Origin of the sequence: Pseudomonas sp. (genome assembly GCF_048269965.1) — a bacterium.
Taxonomy (GTDB): Bacteria; Pseudomonadota; Gammaproteobacteria; order Pseudomonadales; family Pseudomonadaceae; genus Aquipseudomonas.
Window position 1 is genome coordinate 31105 of sequence record NZ_JBLWTV010000015.1, and the last position, 24039, is coordinate 55143.

General features: G+C 63.6%; 20 protein-coding genes. 19 read left to right on the forward strand and 1 reads right to left on the reverse strand.

Annotated elements, in window-relative coordinates; translation table 11 throughout:
• The first annotated feature begins 282 nt into the window (after positions 1 to 282).
• The 16 genes from mraZ (at position 283) to lpxC (ending at position 17995) form a co-directional block, all read left to right on the forward strand.
• The gene (gene mraZ, locus ACN0X6_RS17085) at positions 283 to 738 is read left to right on the forward strand and encodes a division/cell wall cluster transcriptional repressor MraZ (protein ID WP_003459315.1); all 456 of its coding nucleotides are present in this window, start codon (positions 283 to 285) and stop codon (positions 736 to 738) included.
• 2 nt (positions 739 to 740) lie between these two features.
• The gene (gene rsmH, locus ACN0X6_RS17090) at positions 741 to 1685 is read left to right on the forward strand and encodes a 16S rRNA (cytosine(1402)-N(4))-methyltransferase RsmH (RefSeq protein WP_417705738.1); all 945 of its coding nucleotides are present in this window, start codon (positions 741 to 743) and stop codon (positions 1683 to 1685) included.
• Positions 1682 to 1975 carry a cell division protein FtsL gene (gene ftsL / locus ACN0X6_RS17095; RefSeq protein WP_160019505.1) on the forward strand — a complete coding sequence of 98 codons (294 nt, stop codon included), beginning with the start codon at positions 1682 to 1684 and terminating at the stop codon, positions 1973 to 1975. The genes rsmH and ftsL overlap by 4 nt, the downstream gene beginning before the upstream one ends.
• Positions 1972 to 3699 (forward strand): peptidoglycan D,D-transpeptidase FtsI family protein, encoded by a 1728-nt coding sequence (locus ACN0X6_RS17100; protein WP_417705739.1) that lies wholly within the window; start codon positions 1972 to 1974, stop codon positions 3697 to 3699. Before ftsL ends, ACN0X6_RS17100 begins: the two co-directional genes overlap by 4 nt.
• On the forward strand, positions 3699 to 5162 hold the full coding sequence (locus ACN0X6_RS17105; RefSeq protein ID WP_417705741.1) for a UDP-N-acetylmuramoyl-L-alanyl-D-glutamate--2,6-diaminopimelate ligase: 1464 nt from the start codon (positions 3699 to 3701) through the stop codon (positions 5160 to 5162). Before ACN0X6_RS17100 ends, ACN0X6_RS17105 begins: the two co-directional genes overlap by 1 nt.
• A complete protein-coding gene (locus ACN0X6_RS17110) occupies positions 5155 to 6525 on the forward strand; it encodes a UDP-N-acetylmuramoyl-tripeptide--D-alanyl-D-alanine ligase (protein WP_417705743.1) in 1371 nt (456 codons plus the stop codon). Before ACN0X6_RS17105 ends, ACN0X6_RS17110 begins: the two co-directional genes overlap by 8 nt.
• Positions 6526 to 7608 (forward strand): phospho-N-acetylmuramoyl-pentapeptide-transferase, encoded by a 1083-nt coding sequence (gene mraY / locus ACN0X6_RS17115; protein ID WP_160019509.1) that lies wholly within the window; start codon positions 6526 to 6528, stop codon positions 7606 to 7608.
• Positions 7609 to 7614: 6 nt separating this feature from the next.
• Positions 7615 to 8961, forward strand: a complete 1347-nt coding sequence (murD, locus tag ACN0X6_RS17120; protein WP_417705745.1) for a UDP-N-acetylmuramoyl-L-alanine--D-glutamate ligase — start codon at positions 7615 to 7617, stop codon at positions 8959 to 8961.
• Entirely contained in the window at positions 8961 to 10169 is a 1209-nt protein-coding gene (gene ftsW / locus ACN0X6_RS17125; RefSeq protein WP_280069006.1) for a putative lipid II flippase FtsW, read from the forward strand. The genes murD and ftsW overlap by 1 nt, the downstream gene beginning before the upstream one ends.
• A complete protein-coding gene (gene murG, locus ACN0X6_RS17130) occupies positions 10159 to 11229 on the forward strand; it encodes an undecaprenyldiphospho-muramoylpentapeptide beta-N-acetylglucosaminyltransferase (RefSeq protein WP_417705747.1) in 1071 nt (356 codons plus the stop codon). Before ftsW ends, murG begins: the two co-directional genes overlap by 11 nt.
• 34 nt (positions 11230 to 11263) lie before the next feature.
• Positions 11264 to 12664 carry a UDP-N-acetylmuramate--L-alanine ligase gene (murC, locus tag ACN0X6_RS17135; protein ID WP_417705872.1) on the forward strand — a complete coding sequence of 467 codons (1401 nt, stop codon included), beginning with the start codon at positions 11264 to 11266 and terminating at the stop codon, positions 12662 to 12664.
• Positions 12661 to 13602 (forward strand): D-alanine--D-alanine ligase, encoded by a 942-nt coding sequence (locus ACN0X6_RS17140; RefSeq protein ID WP_417705749.1) that lies wholly within the window; start codon positions 12661 to 12663, stop codon positions 13600 to 13602. The genes murC and ACN0X6_RS17140 overlap by 4 nt, the downstream gene beginning before the upstream one ends.
• A 3-nt stretch (positions 13603 to 13605) precedes the next feature.
• Complete coding sequence (locus ACN0X6_RS17145) at positions 13606 to 14472, forward strand: cell division protein FtsQ/DivIB (protein WP_417705751.1); 867 nt, start codon at positions 13606 to 13608, stop codon at positions 14470 to 14472.
• A gap of 16 nt (positions 14473 to 14488) precedes the next feature.
• Positions 14489 to 15736: a cell division protein FtsA gene (gene ftsA, locus ACN0X6_RS17150; protein WP_160019515.1), complete on the forward strand. Its 1248-nt coding sequence runs from the start codon at positions 14489 to 14491 to the stop codon at positions 15734 to 15736.
• A 42-nt stretch (positions 15737 to 15778) separates the two neighbouring features.
• Entirely contained in the window at positions 15779 to 16972 is a 1194-nt protein-coding gene (ftsZ, locus tag ACN0X6_RS17155; RefSeq protein ID WP_160019516.1) for a cell division protein FtsZ, read from the forward strand.
• Positions 16973 to 17083: 111 nt separating this feature from the next.
• Positions 17084 to 17995 carry a UDP-3-O-acyl-N-acetylglucosamine deacetylase gene (gene lpxC, locus ACN0X6_RS17160; RefSeq protein WP_192979965.1) on the forward strand — a complete coding sequence of 304 codons (912 nt, stop codon included), beginning with the start codon at positions 17084 to 17086 and terminating at the stop codon, positions 17993 to 17995.
• Positions 17996 to 18149: 154 nt separating this feature from the next.
• Here lpxC and ACN0X6_RS17165 read toward each other — a convergent pair whose 3' ends face one another.
• Complete coding sequence (locus ACN0X6_RS17165) at positions 18150 to 18605, reverse strand: DUF721 domain-containing protein (protein ID WP_417705754.1); 456 nt, start codon at positions 18603 to 18605, stop codon at positions 18150 to 18152.
• A 78-nt stretch (positions 18606 to 18683) separates the two neighbouring features.
• Here ACN0X6_RS17165 and ACN0X6_RS17170 point away from each other — a divergent pair, with 78 nt between their 5' ends.
• From ACN0X6_RS17170 to argJ, 3 genes are all read left to right on the forward strand, one after another.
• Positions 18684 to 19604 carry a M23 family metallopeptidase gene (locus tag ACN0X6_RS17170; RefSeq protein WP_417705756.1) on the forward strand — a complete coding sequence of 307 codons (921 nt, stop codon included), beginning with the start codon at positions 18684 to 18686 and terminating at the stop codon, positions 19602 to 19604.
• Between the two features lie 238 nt (positions 19605 to 19842).
• Positions 19843 to 22578, forward strand: coding sequence for a preprotein translocase subunit SecA (gene secA / locus ACN0X6_RS17175; RefSeq protein ID WP_417705758.1), 2736 nt, complete (start codon positions 19843 to 19845; stop codon positions 22576 to 22578).
• 159 nt (positions 22579 to 22737) lie between these two features.
• Complete coding sequence (gene argJ, locus ACN0X6_RS17180) at positions 22738 to 23955, forward strand: bifunctional glutamate N-acetyltransferase/amino-acid acetyltransferase ArgJ (RefSeq protein WP_417705759.1); 1218 nt, start codon at positions 22738 to 22740, stop codon at positions 23953 to 23955.
• Positions 23956 to 24039 lie beyond the last annotated feature (84 nt).

Here is a 24039-nt window from a genome sequence, read left to right on the forward strand (position 1 = left end):
TCCCCGCTCGTCTGATACCAAAAAAATCTTACTCTTAACAAATCACTTTAAGTTCGAATTTCAGCTGGCTGGAATGGTTGAGTTTTATCTGTCAAAAGCCGGTTCCGGCATCCCTTTTTCCCTCGCTTTTGTTCGCTAAATCTCCGTCCTGTAAGGATTTTTCCCTTCTGGCGCGCCTTGACGGTGGGGCGTGCGCGTTCCTATAGTGTGCGCAAGTGGTAAGAAGTGGCATGAAGTGGGTTTTTTTGGGCATGGAAAGCTAATTACAGGGGAAGCGCAGCCGTGTTTCGCGGAGCTAACGCCATCAGTCTCGACGCCAAAGGGCGCCTCGCGATGCCGAGTCGGTATCGTGACGAGCTCGTTGCGCGTTGCAGTGGCCAGCTCATCGTGACCATCGACGCCGTCGATCCCTGTCTTTGCGTTTATCCACTGGCCGAGTGGGAGTTGATCGAGAACAAGCTGCGCGAGCTGGCCTCCTTTCGTGAAGAGAACCGCCGCCTGCAGCGTCTGTTGATCGGTAATGCCGTCGACCTCGAGCTGGACGCCAGTGGCCGCTTCCTGGTCCCTCCGCGCTTACGCGAATACGCCAAGCTGGACAAGCGAGCGATGCTCGTCGGTCAGCTGAACAAGTTTCAACTCTGGGATGAAGATTCCTGGAATGCCGTAGCCGAAGCCGACCTCGCTGCCATCAAGCAGCCGGGTGCCCTTTCCGATGACCTGCGTGACCTGATCCTGTGACCATGACCGATAGCAACTTCCGCCATATCACCGTGCTGCTCGACGAAGCCGTCGAGGGGCTGGCTGTGCGCGGTGATGGCCGTTATATGGATGGCACCTTCGGGCGTGGCGGGCATAGCCGGCTGATTCTGCAGAAGCTCGGGCCAGATGGACGGCTTCTGGGGTTCGACAAGGATCCCCTGGCGATAGCCACCGGGGAAGCATTGGCGGCCGAAGACGGCCGCTTTGTCGTTGTGCAGCGCAGTTTTGCGGAACTTGGCGATGAAGCTGTTGTCCGCGGCATTTGCGGTCAGGTCTCCGGCATCCTGCTCGATCTCGGCGTGTCTTCGCCGCAGCTGGACGATCCCGAGCGTGGCTTCAGCTTTCTCAATGACGGCCCGCTGGACATGCGCATGAACCCGGACATCGGCGTCAGCGCGGCAGACTGGATCGCCACGGCGGCCGAAGACGAAATCGCCCGTGTGCTCAAGGATTATGGCGAAGAGCGTTTCGCCAAGCGTATGGCGCGCGCTGTGGTGCTGCGCCGCGCCGAGCAGCCGTTTACCCGCACTGCCGATCTGGCGCAGGTGCTGACCGTGGCCAATCCGGCCTGGGAAAAGGGCAAGAATCCGGCGACTCGTGCCTTCCAGGGCATTCGCATTCACGTCAACAACGAACTCGGCGATCTCGAGCGCGGCCTCGAGGCGGCGCTGGAAACGCTCGAGGTGGGTGGTCGTCTGGTGGTGATCAGCTTCCACTCGCTGGAAGACCGCATCGTCAAGCAGTTCATGAAGCGTCAGGCCAAGGGCGAAGCAGACAAGCTGCCGCGTGACCTGCCGATCATTCCCAAGGCCTTCGAGCCGCGCCTGAAGCTGATCGGCAAGCCGGTCTACGCCGCTGAGGCCGAACTCAAGGCCAATCCGCGCTCGCGCAGCGCGGTGATGCGCATCGCGGAGAAGTTGCGGTGAGCCGCCGACTGATCAAGTCCATGCCCAGCGGCAGCTTCCTGATGCTGCTGCTGTTCATCGCTGTCCTGGTTTCCGCTGTGGCGGTGTCTTACAGCGCGCACTGGAATCGTCTGCTGCTCAATGAGCTGTATGGCGAACTGAGCGTGCGCGACAAGTCGCAGGCCGAGTGGGGACGACTGATTCTCGAGCAAAGTACCTGGACCGCGCACAATCGCATCGAGGCGCTGGCCAGCGAACAGCTGAACATGCACATTCCTGACCCTGCCGCCGTGCGCATGGTGCGTCCATGATCGGGCTCGAAGGCGCACTCTATCCCTGGCGCTTCCGCCTGGTGCTGGTGTTGCTGGCGCTGATGGTCTGCGCCATCGCCTGGCGCATGCTCGACCTGCAGGTGCTCGATCATGACTTCCTCAAGGCGCATGGCGATGCCCGCAGCGTGCGACACATCCCGATTCCCGCGCACCGCGGTCTGATCACTGACCGCAATGGTGAGCCGCTGGCCGTCAGTACTCCTGTCACCACGCTGTGGGCCAATGGCAAGGAATTGCAGGCCGGTCGTGAACAGTGGCCGGCGCTGGCTGCCGCACTCGGGCAGGATGCCGCCAGCTTCACCGCGCGTCTCGAGCAGAACAAGGACCGCGAGTTCATGTATCTGGTGCGTGGCCTGACCCCGGAAAACGGTCAGCGTGTGCTGGATCTGAAAGTGCCAGGCGTCTATGCCATCGAAGAGTTTCGCCGTTTCTATCCGGCTGGCGAGGTGGCTGCTCATGTCGTCGGCTTCACCGACATCGACGACCGTGGGCGTGAAGGCATGGAGCTGGCCTACGAAGACTGGCTGGCCGGTGTGCCGGGCAAGCGTCAGGTGCTCAAGGATCGGCGTGGCAAGTTGATCAAGGACGTGCAGGTCGCGCAGAACGCCAAGGCTGGCAAGGCCTTGGCGTTGTCCATTGATCTGCGCCTGCAGTACCTGGCCCATCGCGAACTGCGCAATGCGCTGCTGGAAAACGACGCCAAGGCGGGCAGCCTGGTGATGGTCGATGTGAAGACCGGTGAAGTGCTGGCGATGGTCAACCATCCCACCTACAACCCGAACAATCGCCGTAACCTGACCCCGGCCGCCATGCGCAACCGCGCCATGATCGACGTATTCGAGCCCGGTTCGACCATCAAGCCGCTGTCAATGGCCGCCGCGCTGGAAACGGGGCGCTGGAAGCCCAGTGACATCGTTCAGGTCGGTAACGGCACGCTGCAGATCGGTCGTTACACCATTCGCGACGTGTCCCGCACCCAGGGGCCGGCGCTGGACCTGACCGGCATTCTGATCAATTCCAGTAACGTCGGCATGAGCAAGGTTGCCTTCGATGTCGGCGGCGAGCAGTTGCATCATGTATTCAGCAATCTCGGCTTCGGCCGTGATACCGGGCTGGGCTTCCCCGGTGAGCGGGTGGGTAACCTGCCCAATCATCGCCAGTGGCGCGAGGCCGAAACGGCCACGTTGTCCTACGGCTATGGCCTGTCGGTCACGGCGGTGCAGCTGGCCCATGCCTATGCAGCGCTGGCCAATGGCGGTGGGATGACGCCGCTGTCGATGATCCGCGTGGATGAGAAACCCAGTACGATGCAGGTGGTTCCGGCTGAGGTGGCCAAGACCGTGCAAGGCATGCTGCAGCAGGTCATCGAAGCGCCGCGTGGCGTGTTCCGCGCCCAGGTGCCGGGTTACCACGTCGCGGGCAAGAGTGGTACCGCGCGCAAGACCAACTCTGGTGCCAAGGGCTACCAGACCAATTCCTACCGTTCCCTGTTCGCTGGCTTTGCCCCGGCACAGGACCCGCGTATCGCGCTGGTCGTGGTGATCGACGAGCCAGGCAAGGGCGCCTACTACGGCGGCCTGATCTCCGCCCCGGTATTCAGCCGGGTGATGGCAGGTTCGCTGCGTTTGATGAACATTGCGCCAGACAATCTGCCGCCGCCCGAGCAGAAGATGGCCGCCGTTGGCCAGGGAGGGCACAACTGATGCCCATGTCGCTCAATCAATTGTTGCCAGCTGCCGGGAGCAGCGTGCTGATTCGTGAACTGACCCTGGACAGCCGCAAGGTGCGTCCGGGTGATCTGTTCCTGGCGGTGCCGGGCACCCAGCAGGATGGCCGCGTACATATCGCCGATGCCATCGCGCGCGGCGCTGCGGCAGTGGCCTTCGAGGCCGAGGGTGCTGCACCCATGCATGCTGAAAGTGCTGTGCTGGTGCCCGTCAAGGGGCTGGCCGGTCAGCTTTCGGCCATTGCCGGGCGCTTCTACGGTGAGCCGAGCCGCGCGTTGCACCTGATCGGTGTTACGGGTACCAACGGCAAGACCAGCGTCAGCCAGTTGCTGGCTCAGGCGCTGGATCTGCTCGGTCAGCGCTGCGGCATCGTCGGCACCCTGGGTACCGGCTTCCATGGCGCGCTGGAGCAGGGCAAGCACACCACGCCGGATCCGGTCGGCGTGCAGGCGACCCTGGCCTCGCTCAAGCAGGCCGGTGCCCGTGCCGTGGCCATGGAGGTCTCTTCCCATGGTCTGGATCAGGGCCGTGTCGCGGCGCTGGAGTTCGACGTGGCGGTGTTTACCAACCTGTCGCGTGATCACCTTGATTATCACGGCAGCATGCAGGCCTATGGCGCTGCCAAGGCCAAGCTGTTCGCCTGGCCGAACCTGCGTTGCCGGGTGCTCAACCTGGATGACGCTTTCGGTCGTGAACTGGCTATGCAGGCGCACGAGTCGCGTCTGATCGGTTACAGCCTGAACGATGCCAGCGCCTTCCTTTATTGCAGCGAAGCGCACTTCGATGATCAGGGTGTGCGTGCGCGCCTGGTGACGCCGCGTGGTGAAGGTGTGCTGCGCAGCAATCTGCTCGGCCGCTTCAATCTCAGCAACCTGCTGGCCGTGGTCGGTGCGCTGCTGGGGCTGGATTACGCCCTCGACGAGATTCTCAAGGTCCTGCCGCAACTGCAGGGGCCTGCTGGTCGCATGCAGCGCCTCGGTGGCGGCGACAAGCCGCTGGTGGTGGTCGATTATGCGCACACCCCGGATGCGCTGGAGAAAGTGCTCGAAGCCATGCGTGCGCACGTCGAAGGGCGTCTGGTCTGCCTGTTCGGCTGCGGCGGCGATCGTGACCGTGGCAAGCGTGCGCTGATGGCCGCGGTTGCCGAGCGCCTGGCCGATGCGGTGTGGGTGACCGATGACAACCCGCGTACGGAAGCACCGGCGCAGATCGTCGCCGATATCCGCGCAGGTTTCAAAGCGCCGGAGCAGGTGCAGTTCATTCATGGCCGTGGCGATGCCATCGCCCGGCTGATCGCCCAGGCCGAAGCCGCCGATGTAGTGGTGCTGGCGGGCAAGGGGCACGAGGATTACCAGGAGATCATGGGCGTGCGTCAGCCGTTCTCCGATCTGATCGAAGCGAACAAGGCCCTGGCGGCCTGGGAGGCTGCGCATGCTTAAGCCCTGGCTGCTCAGCGAAGTCGCCGCCAACTTGAGCGCGCGCGTGATTGGCACCGATGTCGCCTTCTCGTCCGTGGGCACCGACAGCCGCACCATCGCTGCGGGCCAGCTGTTCGTGGCGCTGACCGGGCCGCGCTTCGACGGCCATGACTATCTGGCCGAGGTTGCCGCCAAGGGCGCGGTCGCCGCGCTGGTCGAGCGTGAGGTGGCGAATGCACCGTTGCCGCAATTGCTGGTGGCCGATACCCGCCTGGCGCTCGGTCAACTGGGCGCGCTGAATCGCCAGGCCTTCACCGGCCCGCTGGCTGCGGTGACCGGCTCCAGTGGCAAGACCAGCGTCAAGGAAATGCTCGCGGCTGTCCTGCGGGCAGGTCTTGGCGGCGCGGTACTGGCCACGCGTGGCAATCTCAATAACGACCTCGGTGCGCCACTGACCCTGCTGGAACTGGCGCCCGAGCATCGCGCCGGGATGATCGAGCTGGGCGCCAACCATGTAGGTGAGATCGCCTACACCGTCAGCCTGACCCGACCGCAGGTGGCGATCATCACCAATGCCGGCAATGCCCATGTCGGCGAGTTCGGCGGTCCGGAAAAGATCGTCGAGGCCAAGGGCGAGATTCTCGAAGGCCTGCCGAACGATGGCGTGGCCGTGCTCAACCTGGATGACAAGGCGTTCATCACCTGGCAGCGCCGCGCTGCCGGGCGCAAGGTGCTGAGCTTTGCCTTGCGCGACACCCGCGCTGACTTCCACGGCAGCGATCTGGCCCGCGACGCGCGTGGCTGCCAGGGTTTCACCCTGCGTAGCCCGCTCGGCAGCGCGCGCATTCAGCTCAACCTGCTGGGCGAGCACAACGTGGCCAATGCGCTGGCGGCCTGTGCTGCCGCTCATGCCCTGGGCATGCCGTTGGTCGCCATGGTCGAAGGGCTGGAAAGCCTGCAACCGGTCAAGGGCCGCGCCGTAGCGCAGCTGGCGCCGAACGGCGTGCGAGTCATCGATGACAGTTACAACGCCAACCCGGTGTCCATGTGTGCGGCGGTGGATATACTCGCCGGCTTCTCCGGTCGCACCGTTCTGGTGCTGGGAGACATGGGCGAGCTGGGCGAATGGGCCGAACAAGGCCATCGCGATGTCGGCCGCCATGCCGCCGGCAAGGTCGATGCGCTGTATGCCGTTGGCCCGCTGATGCGCCATGCGGTCGAGGAGTTCGGCTCAAAAGGCCGTCACTTCGTCGATCAGGCCGAGCTGATCGAAGCACTGCGTGCCGAACAGTCCGGCAGCACACTACTAATCAAGGGTTCACGCAGCGCAGCCATGGACAAGGTCGTGGCGGCGCTGTGTGGCGTATCTGGGGAGATTCACTAAATGCTGCTGCTGCTGGCGGAGTACCTGCAACAGTTCCACAAGGGCTTCGCGGTCTTTCAGTACCTGACCCTGCGCGGCATCCTCGGCGTGCTCACCGCCCTGGCGCTGTCGCTGTGGCTTGGCCCGTGGATGATCCGTACCCTGCAGATACGTCAGATCGGCCAGGCGGTGCGCCACGATGGCCCGCAGTCGCACCTGTCGAAGAAAGGCACGCCGACCATGGGCGGCGCGCTGATCCTCAGTGCCATCACCGTGAGCACGTTGCTCTGGGCCGACCTGTCCAACCGCTACGTCTGGGTGGTGCTGGCCGTGACACTGGCGTTCGGCGCCATCGGTTGGGTCGATGACTACCGCAAGGTGATCGAGAAGAATTCGCGGGGTCTGCCGAGCCGCTGGAAGTACTTCTGGCAGTCGGTGTTCGGCCTCGCTGCTGCCGTCTTCCTTTATATGACTGCGCAGAACCCGGTGGAAACCACCCTGATCCTGCCGCTGCTGAAGGACGTCGCCATTCCCCTGGGCGCCGGCTTCGTGGTGCTGACCTACTTCGTCATCGTCGGTACCAGCAATGCGGTGAACCTCACCGATGGCCTCGACGGCCTGGCCATCCTGCCCACCGTGATGGTGGCCGGTGCGCTGGCGATCTTCTGCTACCTGTCGGGCAACGTGAACTTCGCCGAGTACCTGCTGATTCCCTACGTGCCGGGCGCCGGTGAGCTGATCGTGTTCTGCGCCGCGCTGGTTGGCGCCGGCCTGGGCTTTCTGTGGTTCAACACCTACCCGGCGCAGGTGTTCATGGGTGACGTCGGCGCGCTGGCGCTCGGCGCCGCGTTGGGCACCATCGCCGTGATCGTTCGCCAGGAAGTCGTGCTGTTCATCATGGGCGGGGTGTTCGTCATGGAAACCCTGTCGGTGATCATCCAGGTCGCCAGCTTCAAGCTGACCGGCAAGCGCGTATTTCGCATGGCACCGATTCACCACCATTTCGAACTCAAGGGCTGGCCTGAGCCGCGTGTGATCGTCCGTTTCTGGATCATCACCGTGATTCTCGTGCTGATCGGCCTGGCCACCCTGAAACTGAGGTAATAGAGCGTGTCATTGATCGCTTCCGACCAGTTCCGCATCGTTGTCGGCCTCGGCAAGAGCGGCATGTCCCTGGTGCGCTTCCTGGCGCAGCAGGGTGTGCGCTTTGCCGTGGCCGACACGCGCGTGAACCCGCCGGAGCTGGAGACGCTCAAGCGTGACTACCCGCAGGTGGAAGTACGTTGCGGCGAGCTGGAGGTGGACTTCCTCTGCCGCGCCTCGGAACTGTACGTAAGCCCCGGCCTGGCCGTGGCGACTCCAGCGCTGGCCGAAGCCGCTGCGCGCGGGGTGAAGCTGTCCGGCGATATCGACCTGTTCGCCCGCCACGCCAAGGCACCGATCGTCGCCATCACCGGCTCCAACGCCAAGAGCACCGTCACCACCCTGGTCGGCGAGATGGCGGCCGCTGCCGGCAAGCGCGTCGCCGTGGGCGGCAACCTCGGTATGCCGGCGCTGGATCTGCTGGCCGAGGATGTCGAGCTGTACGTGCTGGAGCTGTCCAGTTTCCAGCTGGAGACCACCGATCAGCTCAACGCCGAAGTGGCGACCTGCCTGAACATCAGCGAAGACCACATGGACCGTTACAGCGGTCTGCCGGCCTATCACCTGGCCAAGCATCGGATCTTCCGGGGTGCCCGTCAGGTGGTGATCAACCGCGACGACGCACTGTCGCGTCCGCTGATCGCCGACCAGGTCACCTGCTGGGAATTCGGCCTGGGCAAGCCGGACTTCAAACGCTTCGGTTTGCTCGAAGACAACGGCGAGAAGTGCCTGGCGTTTCGCTTCGACGCGCTGCTGCCGGTGAGCGAGCTGAAGATCCGTGGCGCGCACAACCAGTCCAACGCCCTGGCGGCGCTGGCGCTCGGTCATGCCGTTGGCCTGCCGATGGAGGCCATGCTCGCCACCCTGCGCCAGTTCGCCGGCTTGCCGCATCGCTGCCAGTGGGTCGGTGAGCGCGCCGGGGTGAATTATTACGATGACTCCAAGGCCACCAACGTCGGAGCGGCGCTGGCAGCCATCGAAGGCCTGGGCGCGGATATCGCCGGCAAGCTGGTGTTGATCGCCGGTGGCGATGGCAAGGGCGCAGATTTCAGCGCGCTGAAGAATCCGGTCGCGCGTTTCTGCCGGGCGGTGGTGCTGCTGGGACGTGATGCTCAGCGCCTGGCCGACACCCTGGGCGACGCCGTACCACAGGTGCGGGTAGCGAGTCTGGAGGAAGCCGTGCAGCGCTGCAGCGAGCTGGCCGAGGCCGGCGACGCCGTGCTGCTGTCGCCGGCCTGCGCCAGCCTGGACATGTTCAAGAACTTCGAAGAGCGCGGACGCCTGTTCGCCCAGGCTGTGGAGGGGCTCGTCTGATGCTGTCCTTCCTGCAGATTCGTCCCTCGCCACTACTGGGTCGCGGCCTCGATCTGGACTTCCCGCTGCTGGCCGGTTGCCTGGGCCTGCTCGGCCTCGGCCTGGTGATGATCGCTTCGGCGTCTTCGGAAGTGGCTGCAGCGCAGACCGGCAGCCCGCTCTATCACATGATTCGCCATCTGATTTACCTGGTGATCGGCCTGGGTGCCGCTGGCGTGGTGCTGTTGGTGCCGATGAGCATCTGGCAGCGTTACGGCTGGATCATGCTGCTGGCGGCTTTCGCCCTGCTGGTGCTGGTGCTGGTGCCGGGAATCGGCCGTGAGGTCAACGGCGCGCGGCGCTGGATCGGCTTCGGCGCGTTCAACGTGCAGCCGTCGGAAATCGCCAAGGTGTTCGTGGTGGTCTACCTGGCCGGCTACCTGGTGCGGCGTCAGGAAGAAGTGCGCGAGAGTTGGGCCGGTTTCTTCAAGCCTTTCGTCGTGCTGCTGCCAATGGCCGGCCTGTTGCTGCTGGAGCCTGACTTCGGTGCCACCGTGGTGATGATGGGCTCGGCCATGGCCATGCTGTTCCTCGGCGGCGTCGGCCTGCTGCGCTTCGGCCTGATGGTGGCCCTGGCGGTCGGCGCGGTGTTCGTCCTGGTGCAGACCCAGGAATACCGTCTGCAGCGCCTGATCACCTTCACCGACCCCTGGGCCGACCAGTACGGCGCAGGCTACCAGCTGACCCAGGCACTGATCGCCTTCGGCCGCGGCGAGTGGTTCGGTGTCGGTCTGGGCAACAGCATCCAGAAGCAGTTCTACCTGCCGGAAGCCCACACCGACTTCGTCTTCTCGGTGCTGGCCGAGGAGCTCGGCCTGGTTGGCGCGCTGGCCACCCTGGGGCTGTTCGTCTTCGTCAGTGTACGTGCGCTGTACGTCGGTCTGTGGGCCGAGAAGGCCAAGCAGTTCTTCTCTGCCTATGTCGCCTACGGTCTGGCGTTCCTGTGGATCGGTCAGTTCCTGATCAATATCGGCGTGAACACCGGTCTGTTGCCGACCAAGGGCCTGACCCTGCCGTTCCTCAGCTACGGCGGCTCGTCGCTGGTGATCTGCTGCGTGAGTCTGGCGCTGCTGCTGCGTATCGAGTGGGAGCGGCGCAACATCCTGGGTAACGAGGACGTGGATTTCACCGAAGCGGATTTTGCCGAGGAGGTCAGCCATGCGCGGTAATGTGCTGATCATGGCCGGCGGCACCGGTGGTCACGTATTCCCGGCGCTGGCCTGCGCGCGCGAGTTCCAGGCGCGCGGTTACGTCGTGCACTGGCTGGGCACGCCGCGTGGCATCGAGAACGAACTGGTCCCGCAGGCAGGCCTGCCGCTGCACCTGATCAACGTCAGCGGCCTGCGTGGCAAGGGCAAGCTGTCCTTGCTCAAGGCGCCGTTCCAGCTGTTGCGTTCGCTGCTGCAGGCGCGTCGTATCGTGCGTGAACTGCAGCCGGTGTGCGTGCTCGGCATGGGCGGCTATGTCACCGGGCCTGGCGGTCTGGCCGCGCGCATGGCCGGTGTGCCGCTGGTGATTCATGAGCAGAACGCCGTGGCCGGTACCGCCAATCGTCTGCTGTCGCGCATCGCCACGCGCATCTGCGAGGCTTTCCCTAACACCTTCGCGGTTTCCGACAAGCGCCGCACCACTGGCAACCCGGTGCGTGAGGAGCTGTTCCTGGAAACGCCGCGCGAGCCGCTGGCCGGTCGCAAGCCGAAACTGCTGGTGCTGGGCGGCAGCCTGGGTGCCGAGCCGCTGAACAAATTGCTGCCTGCCGCGCTGGGGAAAATCCCTGTTGACCTGCGTCCGCAGGTGTTCCATCAGGCCGGCAAGCAACATGCCGAAATCACTGCGGAGCGTTATCGCGATGCCGCGGTCGAAGCCGAGGTCGCGCCCTTCATCAAGGACATGGCTCGCGCTTATGGCTGGGCCGATCTGGTGGTTTGCCGCGCCGGTGCGCTGACTGTCAGCGAACTGGCCGCAGCCGGTCTGCCGTCGTTTCTCGTGCCACTGCCGCACGCCATCGACGACCACCAGAGCCGCAATGCCGAATATCTGGCGAAGGAGGGCGCCGCTGTCCTTCTTGCGCAACATGCCACTGACGCGGACACGCTCGCCGCGCAGCTCACCGAGGTTCTGATGCACCTGGAAAAACTCAATGTCATGGGCGCCACCGCGCGTCGCCTGGCCAAGCCCGATGCCACCCGCTCGGTGGTCGACATCTGCCAGGAGGTGATGCGTGGCTAAGTCTCCCGCTGCGGTCAAAGCCGAAGTTCGGCGCATGCGCCGTATCCGCCGCATCCATTTCGTCGGTATCGGCGGCGTGGGCATGTGCGGTATCGCCGAGGTGCTGTTGAACCTGGGTTACGAAGTCTCCGGCTCCGACCTCAAGGCTTCGGCCGTCACCGAGCGGCTGAAGAGTTTCGGCGCGCAGATTTTCATCGGTCATGCTGCCGAGAACGCCGAACTGGCCGACGTGCTGGTGGTGTCCAGTGCCGTCAACACCAGCAATCCGGAAGTCGCCACCGCCCTGGAGCGGCGTATCCCGGTGGTGCCGCGTGCCGAGATGCTCGCCGAGCTGATGCGCTACCGTCACGGCATCGCCGTGGCCGGCACCCATGGCAAGACCACCACCACCAGTCTGCTGGCGTCGGTGTTCGCCGCCGGTGGTCTCGACCCGACCTTCGTCATCGGTGGGCGGCTGAATGCGGCCGGCACCAATGCCCAGCTTGGCTCCAGCCGCTTCCTGATCGCCGAAGCCGACGAGAGCGACGCCAGCTTCCTGCACCTGCAGCCGATGGTCTCGGTGGTCACCAATATCGACGCCGACCACATGAGCACCTACGGCGGTGACTTCAACAAGCTGAAGAAGACCTTCATCGAGTTCCTCCACAACCTGCCGTTCTACGGTCTGGCCGTGCTCTGCGTGGACGATCCGGTGGTGCGCGAGCTGCTGCCGCAGGTCGGCCGCCCGACCGTGACCTATGGCTTTGCCGAAGATGCCGACGTGCGTGCGATCAACGTGCGCCAGGAAGGCATGCGCACCTACTTCACCGTGCTGCGCCCGGACTGCGAGCCGCTCGACGTGTCGGTGAACATGCCGGGCAACCACAACGTCCTCAATGCCCTGGCGACCATCGCCATCGCCAGCGACGAGGGCATCGACGATGCCGCCATCGTAGCCGGGCTGTCGGGCTTCCAGGGTGTTGGTCGACGCTTCCAGATCTACGGCGAACTGCCGGTGGACGGTGGCAGCGTGATGCTGGTCGACGACTACGGTCATCACCCGCGCGAAGTGGCCGCCGTGATCAAGGCCGTGCGTGGTGGCTGGCCGGAGCGTCGCCTGGTGATGGTCTACCAGCCGCACCGCTACAGCCGCACCCGTGATCTGTATGACGACTTCGTGCAGGTGCTCGGCGAAGCCAACGTGCTGCTGCTGGTGGAAGTCTACCCGGCTGGCGAAGAGCCGATTCCGGGCGCCGACAGCCGCCAGCTGTGCCACAGCATCCGTCAGCGTGGCCAGCTCGACCCGATCTATGTCGAGCGTGGTGCCGACCTGGCGCCGCTGCTCAAACCGCTGCTGCGTGCCGGCGACATCCTGCTGTGCCAAGGCGCTGGCGATATCGGCGCAGTGGCACCGCAACTGATCAAACACCCGCTGTTCGTAGGGGAGTCGAAATGAGTTTGCACAGTACCCTCGATCCCAAGGCCTTCGGCCGCGTCGCCGTGCTGTTCGGCGGCAAGAGCGCCGAGCGCGAGGTGTCGCTGAAATCCGGCAACGCCGTGCTCAGCGCCCTGCAGGCCGGTGGTGTGGACGCCTTCGGCATCGACGTGGGTGATGATTTCCTGCAGCGCCTTGTCAGCGAGACGATCGACCGCGCCTTTATCGTGCTGCACGGTCGCGGTGGCGAGGACGGCTCCATGCAGGGCCTGCTCGAGTGCGCCGGCATTCCCTACACCGGCAGCGGCATCCTGGCCTCCGCCCTGGCGATGGACAAGCTGCGCACCAAGCAGGTCTGGCACAGCCTCGGCCTGCCGACGCCGCGCCATGCCGTGCTGACCTCGCGTGCTGACTGCGAGGCCGCTGCCACCGAACTGGGCTTCCCGCTGATCGTCAAACCGGCGCATGAAGGTTCCAGCATCGGCATGGCCAAGGTCGACAGCGTCGAGGCGCTGATCGCTGCCTGGCAGGACGCCGCGCGCTACGACAGCCAGGTGCTGGTCGAGCAGTGGATCGCCGGCCCGGAATACACCATCGCGGTGCTGCGTGGCCAGGTGCTGCCGCCCATCGGGCTCGGCACGCCACACACGTTCTACGACTACGACGCCAAGTACCTGGCCGATGACACCCAGTACCGCATTCCCTGTGGTCTGTCCGCCGAGAAGGAAGCCGAGCTCAAGGAATTGACCGCGCGTGCCTGCGAGGCCGTGGGCACTCAGGGTTGGGCGCGTGCCGACGTGATGCAGGATGCCAGTGGCCAGTTCTGGCTGTTGGAAGTGAATACCGTACCGGGCATGACCGATCACAGCCTGGTACCGATGGCCGCGCGTGCTGCCGGTCTGGATTTCCAGCAACTGGTGCTGGCGATCCTGGCTGACAGCGTCGAGGCGAGGGGTTAAGCGATGAGCATCGCTCTGCGTCATCAGGACTCGCTGAGGGCTCCGCAACGCGGCAAGCCCGCGCCGCGTGGCGCCAGCCGTCTGGTGGCCAAGGAGCCGATGCGTCTGCGCATGCCCAAGGCGGATTTCTCCTGGGTTGGACGGCTGCTCTGGCCGCTGGTGCTGGTCGGTCTGGGCTTTGGCGCTTACGAAGGGGCGCTGCGCCTGCTGCCGTACGCCGACCGCCCGATTGCGCGCATCAGCGTGCAGGGTGATCTGGCTTATGTCAGTCAGCAGGCGGTGCAGCGGCGGATCGCGCCGTACATCGAGGCGAGCTTCTTCAGTGCTGACCTGCGTGGCATGCGCGAGGAGCTCGAGCGCATGCCCTGGATCGCCCACGCCGAAGTGCGTCGCGTCTGGCCGGATCAGATCGACGTGCGCCTGGAAGAACAGCTGCCCATCGCCCGTTGGGGCGACGAGGCACTGCTCAACAACCAGGGTCAGGCGTTCGCGCCGCAGGAGCTGGACAACTATCAGCATCTGCCGCAGCTGTCCGGCCCGAAGCGGGCGCAGCCGAAGGTGATGCAGCAGTATCAGATGCTCAGCCAACTGCTGCGGCCGCTGGGCTTCACCGTGGTCGGGCTGCAGTTGCGCGAGCGCGGCAGCTGGTTCCTCTCGGCCACCGAGAATGCCAGCGGCCAGCGCATCGACATCCTGCTGGGACGTGATCACGTGGTGGAAAAAATGCGTCGTTTCGCCGCCATCTACGAGCGGGAGCTGAAAGAACAAAGCGCGAACATCGCGCGCATCGACCTGCGTTATGCCAACGGCCTGGCCGTGGCCTGGCGTGAGCCGGTGGAGCCGGCTACGGCCGAGCAGAAAGTGAATTGAGGAGAGGCAGGACTAAATGAATAGCGCGCAGAGCGGCAAGATGATCGTTGGCCTGGACATCGGCACCTCCAAGGTGGTGGCGCTGGTGGGCGAGGTGACGGCCGACGGTCAGCTGGAAATCGTCGGTATCGGCACTCATCCGTCGCGCGGGCTGAAGAAGGGCGTGGTGGTCAATATCGAATCCACCGTGGCCTCGATTCAGCGTGCCGTGGAAGAGGCGCAGCTGATGGCTGGCTGCCGCATTCACTCGGCGTTCGTCGGTGTGGCCGGCAATCACATCCGCAGCCTGAACAGCCACGGCATCGTAGCCATCCGTGATCGCGAAGTCAGCCCGGCCGACATCGAGCGCGTGCTCGACGCCGCGCAGGCCGTGGCGATCCCGGCGGACCAGCGCGTGCTGCACACCCTGGCGCAGGACTACGTGATCGACAATCAGGAAGGCGTGCGCGAGCCACTGGGCATGTCCGGCGTACGCCTGGAGGCCAAGGTGCACGTGGTGACCTGCGCCGTGAACGCTGCGCAGAACATCGAGAAGTGCGTGCGCCGCTGCGGCCTGGAAGTCGACGACATCATCCTCGAGCAGCTGGCTTCGGCTTACTCGGTGCTGACCGAGGACGAGAAGGAACTGGGCGTGTGCCTGGTGGACATCGGCGGCGGCACCACCGATATCGCCATCTTCACCGAAGGCGCCATTCGCCATACCGCGGTGATCCCGATTGCCGGTGACCAGGTCACCAACGACATCGCCATGGCCCTGCGCACGCCGACCCAGTACGCCGAGGAAATCAAGATTCGCTACGCCTGCGCCCTGGCCAAACTGGCCGGTGCTGGCGAAACCATCAAGGTGCCCAGCGTCGGTGACCGTCCGCCGCGCGACCTCTCGCGTCAGTCCCTGGCCGAAGTCGTCGAGCCGCGTTACGACGAGCTGTTCACCCTGGTGCAGGCCGAGCTGCGTCGCAGCGGCTACGAAGACCTGATCCCGGCCGGCATCGTCATGACCGGCGGCACGGCGAAGATGGAAGGCGCGGTCGAGCTGGCCGAGGAAATCTTCCATATGCCGGTGCGGCTCGGTGTGCCGCACAGCGTCAAGGGCATGGGCGACGTGGTGCGCAACCCGATTTATTCCACCGGTGTGGGCTTGCTGTTGTACGGGCTGCAAAAGCAGAACGACGGCATTTCCATGTCGGTGGGCAGTCCTTACCAGGACGAAAGCAAAACCCCGGTACTCGAACGCATCAAGCGTTGGGTGCAAGGCAATTTCTAAATTTGCAGTAGGCGTTACAACTAGAAAGGAAGGAGAGGGATCATGTTCGAACTAGTAGATAACATTCCGCAAAGCGCGGTTATCAAAGTAATAGGTGTCGGTGGTGGCGGCGGCAACGCAGTCAATCACATGGCGATCAGCAACATCGAGGGCGTCGAGTTCATCTGCGCCAATACCGATGCGCAGGCGCTGAAGAACATCGGCGCACGTACCGTTCTGCAACTCGGCCCGGGCGTGACCAAGGGGCTGGGTGCTGGTGCCAATCCGGAGGTCGGTCGTCAGGCCGCGCTGGAAGATCGCGAGCGCATCGCCGAAGTGCTTGCCGGCACCGACATGGTGTTCATCACCACCGGCATGGGGGGTGGTACCGGTACCGGCGCTGCGCCGGTGATTGCCGAGGTGGCCAAGGAACTGGGCATTCTCACCGTGGCCGTGGTCACCCGTCCGTTCCCGTTCGAGGGCAAGAAGCGCATGGTCATTGCCGATGAAGGCATCCGCGCGCTGTCCGAGAGCGTCGACTCGCTGATCACCATCCCCAACGAAAAACTGCTGACCATCCTCGGCAAGGACGCCAGCCTGCTGTCCGCCTTCGCCAAGGCTGACGACGTGCTGGCGGGTGCGGTACGCGGTATCTCCGACATCATCAAGCGTCCGGGCATGATCAACGTCGACTTCGCCGACGTGAAGACCGTGATGAGCGAAATGGGCATGGCCATGATGGGCACCGGCTGCGCCAGCGGTCCGAACCGTGCGCGTGAAGCGACCGAGGCGGCGATCCGCAACCCGCTGCTGGAAGACGTCAACCTGCAGGGCGCGCGCGGCATCCTGGTGAACATCACTGCCGGTCCGGACCTGTCGCTGGGTGAGTACTCCGACGTGGGTAACATCATCGAACAGTTCGCTTCCGAGCACGCCACCGTCAAGGTTGGCACCGTGATCGACGCCGACATGCGCGACGAACTGCACGTCACCGTGGTCGCTACCGGTCTCGGCGCGCGCATGGAGAAGCCGGTGAAGGTGGTCGACAACACCGTTCAGGTCGCCGTCAGCCAGCCGGTTGCCCAGCAGCCTGCCGCGCAGCCGCGCAGCGAGCAGTCGGTCAACTACAAGGACTATGAGCGTCCCACCGTGCAGCGCCAGAGCCATGGCGGTGCGGCCACTGCAGCCAAGCTCAATACCCAGGATGACCTCGATTACCTGGATATTCCGGCTTTCCTGCGTCGCCAGGCTGATTGATGGAATTTATCAGGAGTATATGGGTGATTGGTGTTCAGCAAAGGTCGGTTCTGCTATCATTCCCGACCATTGTTGAAAACAGTTCGCAACTAGCGATATAGCGGCCAAGCCATGATCAGACAACGCACCCTGAAGAACATCATCCGTGCCACCGGCGTTGGCCTGCATTCGGGGGAAAAGGTTTACCTGACCCTGAAGCCGGCTCCGGTGGACACCGGTATCGTGTTTCGTCGTACCGACCTCGATCCTGTCGTGGAAATCCGCGCGCTGGCCGGGAATGTCGGTGAAACCACCATGTCGACTACGTTGATCAATGGTGATGTCAAGGTGGATACGGTAGAGCACCTGCTTTCGGCCATGGCAGGCCTGGGCATCGATAACGCCTACGTCGAGCTCTCCGCGTCCGAAGTGCCGATCATGGATGGCAGTGCGGGTCCCTTTGTATTCCTGATTCAATCCGCCGGCCTGCAGGAGCAGGACGCGCCGAAGAAGTTCATCCGCATCCTGCGTGAGGTGACGGTGGAGGAGGGCGACAAGCGCGCCACCTTCGTGCCTTTCGACGGTTTCAAGGTGAGCTTCGAGATCGACTTCGATCACCCCGTGTTCCGCAATCGCACGCAGAGCGCCAGTGTGGATTTCTCCAGCACGTCTTTCGTCAAGGAAGTCAGCCGGGCCCGCACCTTCGGCTTCATGCGTGACATCGAGTTCCTGCGTTCGCAGAACCTGGCGCTCGGTGGCAGTGTGGAAAACGCCATCGTGGTCGACGAATATCGCGTGCTCAACGAAGACGGCCTGCGTTACGAGGACGAATTCGTCAAACACAAGATTCTCGATGCCATCGGCGACCTGTACCTGCTGGGCAACAGCCTGATCGGCGAGTTCAAGGGCTTCAAGTCGGGTCACGCGCTGAACAATCGTTTGCTGCGTACGTTGATCGAACAGACCGATGCCTGGGAAATGGTGACCTTCGAGGACGCCAAGCTCGCACCGATCTCTTACATGCGTCCGGTTGCGGCGGTGTAAACGCACTCTCTTTCCAGCTTCAATTGAGGCCACCTTCGGGTGGCCTTTTTTATGGTTGGTCGTTCAGTGGAGTGGTTTTTGCTGTGAGGAAATCTGGCGCCATTTATCTGGCATGCGCGCCGAAGCGAACTTTACCGACGAGCGGAGCGGGGGCTTATTGGTCTTTCAGCGTATGGCTGGCCAGGCGCTCAAGTGCCGCGCGCAGCCTGGGGTCGCTGATACCTTCGGCTGTTGCCTGGATGCTTTGCGCGGCGCTATTCGACAAGTGCAAGGTGCGACCGGTTCCACGATTCTGGCCGCCTTGAGGTTGCACCTTGAAGAGGATTTTCGTTAAGGTCTCGAACTCTTCGAGTGCCTGTAGTTGTCGTTGCAGTCTTCTTTGCTGATAACGCAGGCGTGTTGCCCAGTGGCCATCGGTCACTATCAATAGCAAACAGCCGTCGCGCCAGGACGCTACATGACAGTGTTCCCGGGCGGCAGGCTGCAGCTGGCCATCGACAAGACGCTGCAGGTGGGTAAGGCGTTGCGCCTGACCGAACAGCGCTTTCAGGGGCTTGGCTTCGCGTAACAGCTTAGCGGGTGCCTGGGCCGGCAAGGGACGAAACGTCATGGCAGGAAGCCTTAGGTTGCAGAACCGTCATGGTAGCAGAGCGTGCTGCCGGCCTGTGTTCTGCGAAAGGGGGAAGTCATGCATATCATCTTGCTAAATAGCCGTCACGGTTCGGCGCGAACGATCCATCTGGACCTGCGCTGGTTGCTGCTGTCGGTTGTCCTGCTGCTGGTCCTGAGCCTTGCCGCCGGTGCTGCAATGGGCGCCAAGTGGTTGATCGCCGAACCGGTGGTCGACACTTCGCTGGTCGAAGCGCTCGACCAGCAGCGTGAGCAGGTCGGCGCCGTGCGCCTGGACGCTCAGCGTCAGCTCGACGCATTCGCCGTGCACGTGGCGGATTTGCAGGCGCGCCTCACCCGTCTCGATGCGCTCGGTGAGCGTCTCACTGAGCTGGCGGAGCTGGACGCCGGTGAGTTCGACTTCTCCCTCAGTGTCGGACAGGGCGGTGCGGAGGATGCGCTAGGTGCCTCGGCCTATGCACCTCCACCTTTCATGAATACGCTGGATGATCTGGCCCTGCGCGTGGAGAGTCGTGAACAGCAGTTGGAAGTGCTGGAGCAACTGCTTGGCGAGCGCCGTCTGAACGAAGCCGAAACCCTGTCCGGTCGCCCGGTCTTGCACGGTTATGTGTCGTCACCCTTCGGCCGTCGTGTGCATCCGCTGACCGGCCGCAGCAGTGTCCACAAGGGCATCGATTTCGCAGCCAAGCCCGGCAGTGACGTGGTTTCGGTTGCTGCTGGCGTAGTGACCTTTTCCGGCAGGAAGAATGGCTACGGTAATACCGTGGAAATCAGCCACGCCGATGGCTACGTGACGCTCTACGCTCACAATCAGAGCAACACCGTGCAGATCGGTGATCTGGTGCAGCGCGGCCAGGTCATCGCCAAGGTCGGTCGCAGCGGTCGCTCCACCGGTTATCACGTGCATTTCGAAGTCAGCAAGGATGGCCGACAGGTCAATCCCGCTCTTTATATCGCGCGCGCCAACGGCGTCGAGTAAGTCCGGGTCGCTGGCTGGACTTGAATTGCCAGCATTCATCCCCATATAAGGTGTCACGCCGCGCCCCTGGCTGACCGGGGATGCGTGGCCTGCGCCATCACACGGCAGCAACGGGCTGACAACGTCACTTTCCTCCCTGGGTTTTCCGGGTAGAATGCCCCCTTCGCCCGCAGCCATGCTGGCTGCCAGGTCGCGATTTGCGCCGACCTCCATCCATTCGCCGGAAGATCCTGTCGATATGTTTGCGCCTCTGTTTAAAAAACTTTTCGGAAGCAAGAATGAGCGTGAAGTCAAACGCTTGCTCAAGGCGGTGCAGTCCGTCAATGTCCTCGAAGAGCAGATGATCGCCCTCTCGGACGAGCAACTGCGCGGCAAGACCGAAGAGTTCAAGGGCCGTCTGGCTCAGGGCGAAACCCTCGACAAGCTGCTTCCCGAAGCCTTCGCCGTGGCCCGTGAGGCCGGCAAGCGTGTGATGGGCATGCGCCACTTCGATGTGCAGTTGATCGGCGGCATGACCCTGCACGAAGGCAAGATCGCCGAGATGCGTACCGGTGAGGGCAAGACGCTCGTAGGTACCCTGGCGGTCTATCTCAACGCACTGTCCGGCAAGGGCGTGCACGTGGTCACGGTCAACGAGTACCTGGCCCGCCGCGACGCCAACTGGATGCGTCCGCTGTACGAGTTCCTCGGCCTGTCCGTTGGCATCGTCACCCCCTTCCAGCCGCCGGAAGAGAAGCGCGCCGCTTACGCCGCCGACATCACCTACGGCACCAACAACGAATTCGGTTTCGACTACCTGCGCGACAACATGGCCTTCAGCCTGGAAGACAAGTTCCAGCGTGAGCTGAATTTTGCCGTGATCGACGAAGTCGACTCCATCCTCATCGACGAAGCCCGTACCCCGCTGATCATCTCCGGTCAGGCCGAAGACAGCTCCAAGCTGTACATCGAGATCAACAAGCTGATCCCGCGCCTCAAGCAGCACATCGAGGAAGAGGAAGGCGTGGTGACTCAGGAAGGCCACTACAAGGTCGACGAGAAAACGCGCCAGGTCGAACTCAACGAGGCCGGCCACCAGTACGTCGAGGAGATGCTCACCACTGCCGGTCTGCTGGCCGAAGGTGAAAGCCTCTACTCCGCGCACAACCTCGGCCTGCTGACCCACGTGTATGCCGGCCTGCGTGCGCACAAGCTGTTCAACCGCAATGTCGAGTACATCGTGCAGAACGGCCAGGTGATCCTGATCGACGAGCACACCGGCCGTACCATGCCGGGCCGCCGCCTCTCCGAGGGCCTGCACCAGGCCATCGAGGCGAAGGAAGGCGTGAACATCCAGGCCGAGAGCCAGACCCTGGCCTCGACCACCTTCCAGAACTACTTCCGCCTCTACAACAAGCTGTCCGGCATGACCGGTACCGCCGATACCGAGGCGTTCGAATTCCGTCAGATCTATGGTCTGGACGTCATGGTGATCCCGACCAACAAGCCGGTTGCGCGCAAGGACTTCAACGACCTGGTCTACCTGACCCAGGAAGAGAAGTACCAGGCGATCATCGCCGACATCAAGGATTGCCAGGCCCAGGGGCGTCCGATTCTGGTCGGCACCGCCACCATCGAAACGTCCGAGTACGTCAGCCAGTTGCTGGACAAGGAAGGCATCGAGCACAAGGTGCTCAACGCCAAGTTCCACGACAAGGAAGCCGAGATCATCGCCCAGGCCGGTCGTCCGGGGGCGCTGACCATCGCCACCAACATGGCCGGTCGTGGTACCGACATCCTCCTCGGTGGCAACTGGGAAGTGGAAGTCGCGGCGCTGGAAAACCCCACCGACGAGCAGATTGCGCAGATCAAGGGTGAGTGGCAGAAGCGTCACCAGCAGGTGATCGAAGCGGGTGGCCTGCACGTGATCGCCTCCGAGCGCCACGAATCGCGCCGTATCGACAACCAGCTGCGCGGTCGTGCCGGCCGTCAGGGCGATCCGGGTTCCAGCCGCTTCTACCTGTCGCTGGAAGACAACCTGATGCGTATCTTCGCCTCGGATCGGGTGAAGAACTTCATGAAGGCCCTCGGCATGCAGTCCGGCGAGGCCATCGAGCACCGCATGGTCACCAACGCCATCGAGAAGGCTCAGCGCAAGGTCGAAGGGCGTAACTTCGACATGCGCAAGCAACTGCTCGAATTCGACGATGTGGCCAACGAGCAGCGCAAGGTGATCTACCACATGCGCAACAGCCTGCTGGCCGCCGAGAGCGTTGGCGACACCATCGCCGAGTTCCGCGAGGAGGTGCTGACCGCAGCGGTCAACAACCATATTCCGCCGCAGTCGATGCCAGAACAGTGGGACGTGTCGGGCCTGGAGTCGACGCTGCAAAGCGACTTCGGCATCAAGCTGCCGATCCAGCAGTGGCTGGACGAAGACGACAAGCTGTACGAGGAAACCCTGCGTGAGCGCATCCTTGCCGAGCTGCTGAGCGCGTACAACGAGAAGGAAACCCAGGCCAGCGCCGAGGCCCTGCGTACCTTCGAGAAGCAGATTCTGCTGCGCGTGCTGGACGACCTGTGGAAAGACCACCTGTCGACCATGGACCACCTGCGTCACGGCATCCACCTGCGCGGTTATGCACAGAAGAACCCGAAGCAGGAATACAAGCGCGAGTCCTTCGCCCTGTTCCAGGAACTGCTGGAGTCGATCAAGCGCGACGCCATCCGCGTGCTCAGCCACGTTCAGGTGCGTCGCGAAGACCCGGCCGAAGAAGAAGCCCGACTGCGTCGCGAAGCCGAAGCCATGGCCGAGCGTCTGCAGTTCCAGCACGCCGATGCTTCGGCCCTGGCCGCTGAACAGAGCAATGGCGAAGAGGGCGACGTCGCCGTGGCCGCAGCACCGGTACGCGCCGAGCAGAAGGTCGGCCGCAACGAGCCCTGCCCTTGCGGGTCGGGCAAGAAGTACAAGCACTGCCACGGTCAGATCGGCTGATCATGGCAGTAGCGCGCCGCTGAAGGCGCTTGCAGTAGAGAGGGCTTCGGCTATGCTGCCTGCGCCCTCGATGACGCCGCGACGGCTTTGCCGCTCGCGGCGTTTTACCATCTTCCAGACCGCCTGGCGGTCGGCAATGTCTCACAAGGAGCTCACCTTATGGCTGTTGGTCTTGGCCCGCTGTCTACCCTGCACCCGGTTCCTGGTTTCGAGCTGGGCATCGCCTCGGCCGGTATCAAGCGTCCCGGGCGCAAGGATGTGGTGGTGATGCGTTGCGCAGAAGGTTCGCGCATCGCCGGTGTGACCACCACCAACGCCTTCTGCGCGGCCCCTGTGCTGGTCACTCGCGAGCGTCTGGGTGGTGAAGTGCGTTACCTGCTGACCAACACTGGCAATGCCAATGCCGGCACCGGCGCCGATGGTCTGGCCCGTGCGCGCCGTGCCTGTGCGCGGCTGGCCGAGTTGACCGGTGTGAGCGAAAACGCCGTGCTGCCGTTCTCCACCGGTGTGATCGGCGAGCCGCTGCCGGTCGAGAAGATCGAGTCCGCGCTGCAGGCGGCGCTGGATGATCTCAAGGCCGACAACTGGGAAGCAGCGGCCACCGGCATCATGACCACCGACACCCTGCCCAAGGGCGCCAGCCGGCAGTTCCAGCACGATGGCGTGACCATCACCGTCACCGGCATCTCCAAGGGCGCCGGCATGATCCGCCCGAACATGGCCACCATGCTCGGCTACATCGCCACCGACGCCAAGGTGGCCCAGGGCGTGTTGCAGGATCTGGTGCGCGACGCGGCGAACAAGTCGTTCAACCGCATCACCATCGATGGTGACACCTCCACCAATGACTGCTGCATGCTGATCGCTACCGGCCAGGCTGCGTTGGCGGAAATCACCGAGGCTTCCGGTGAGTTGTTCGCCAAGCTCAAGCAGGCCGTGTTCGAGGTATTCATGGAGGTGGCGCAGGCCATCGTCCGCGACGGCGAGGGCGCGACCAAATTCGTTACCGTACAGGTCAACGGCGGTGGCACGCATCAGGAGTGCCTGGACGTGGCCTACGCCGTGGCCCATTCACCGCTGATCAAGACCGCGCTGTTCGCCTCCGATCCGAACTGGGGACGTATCCTGGCTGCCGTGGGCTATGCCGGGGTAGCGCAGCTGGATGTGAGCAAGATCGACGTGTTCCTCGGCGAGGTCTGCATCGCCAGCAAGGGCTGCCGCGCGACCACCTACACCGAAGAACAGGGCGCGGCGGTGATGGCCCGTGAGGAAATCACCATTCGCATCGAACTTGGCCGTGGCAGCTGCAGCGAGACCATCTGGACCACCGACCTGTCCCACGAGTACGTCAAGATCAACGCCGAATACCGCACCTGATCGCGTCCTGCTCGTCCGTATTCCCGCGCCTCATGCCCCCATGACGCGCGGGAATTTGCTATTCGGGGGGCAGGCTTTTAACGT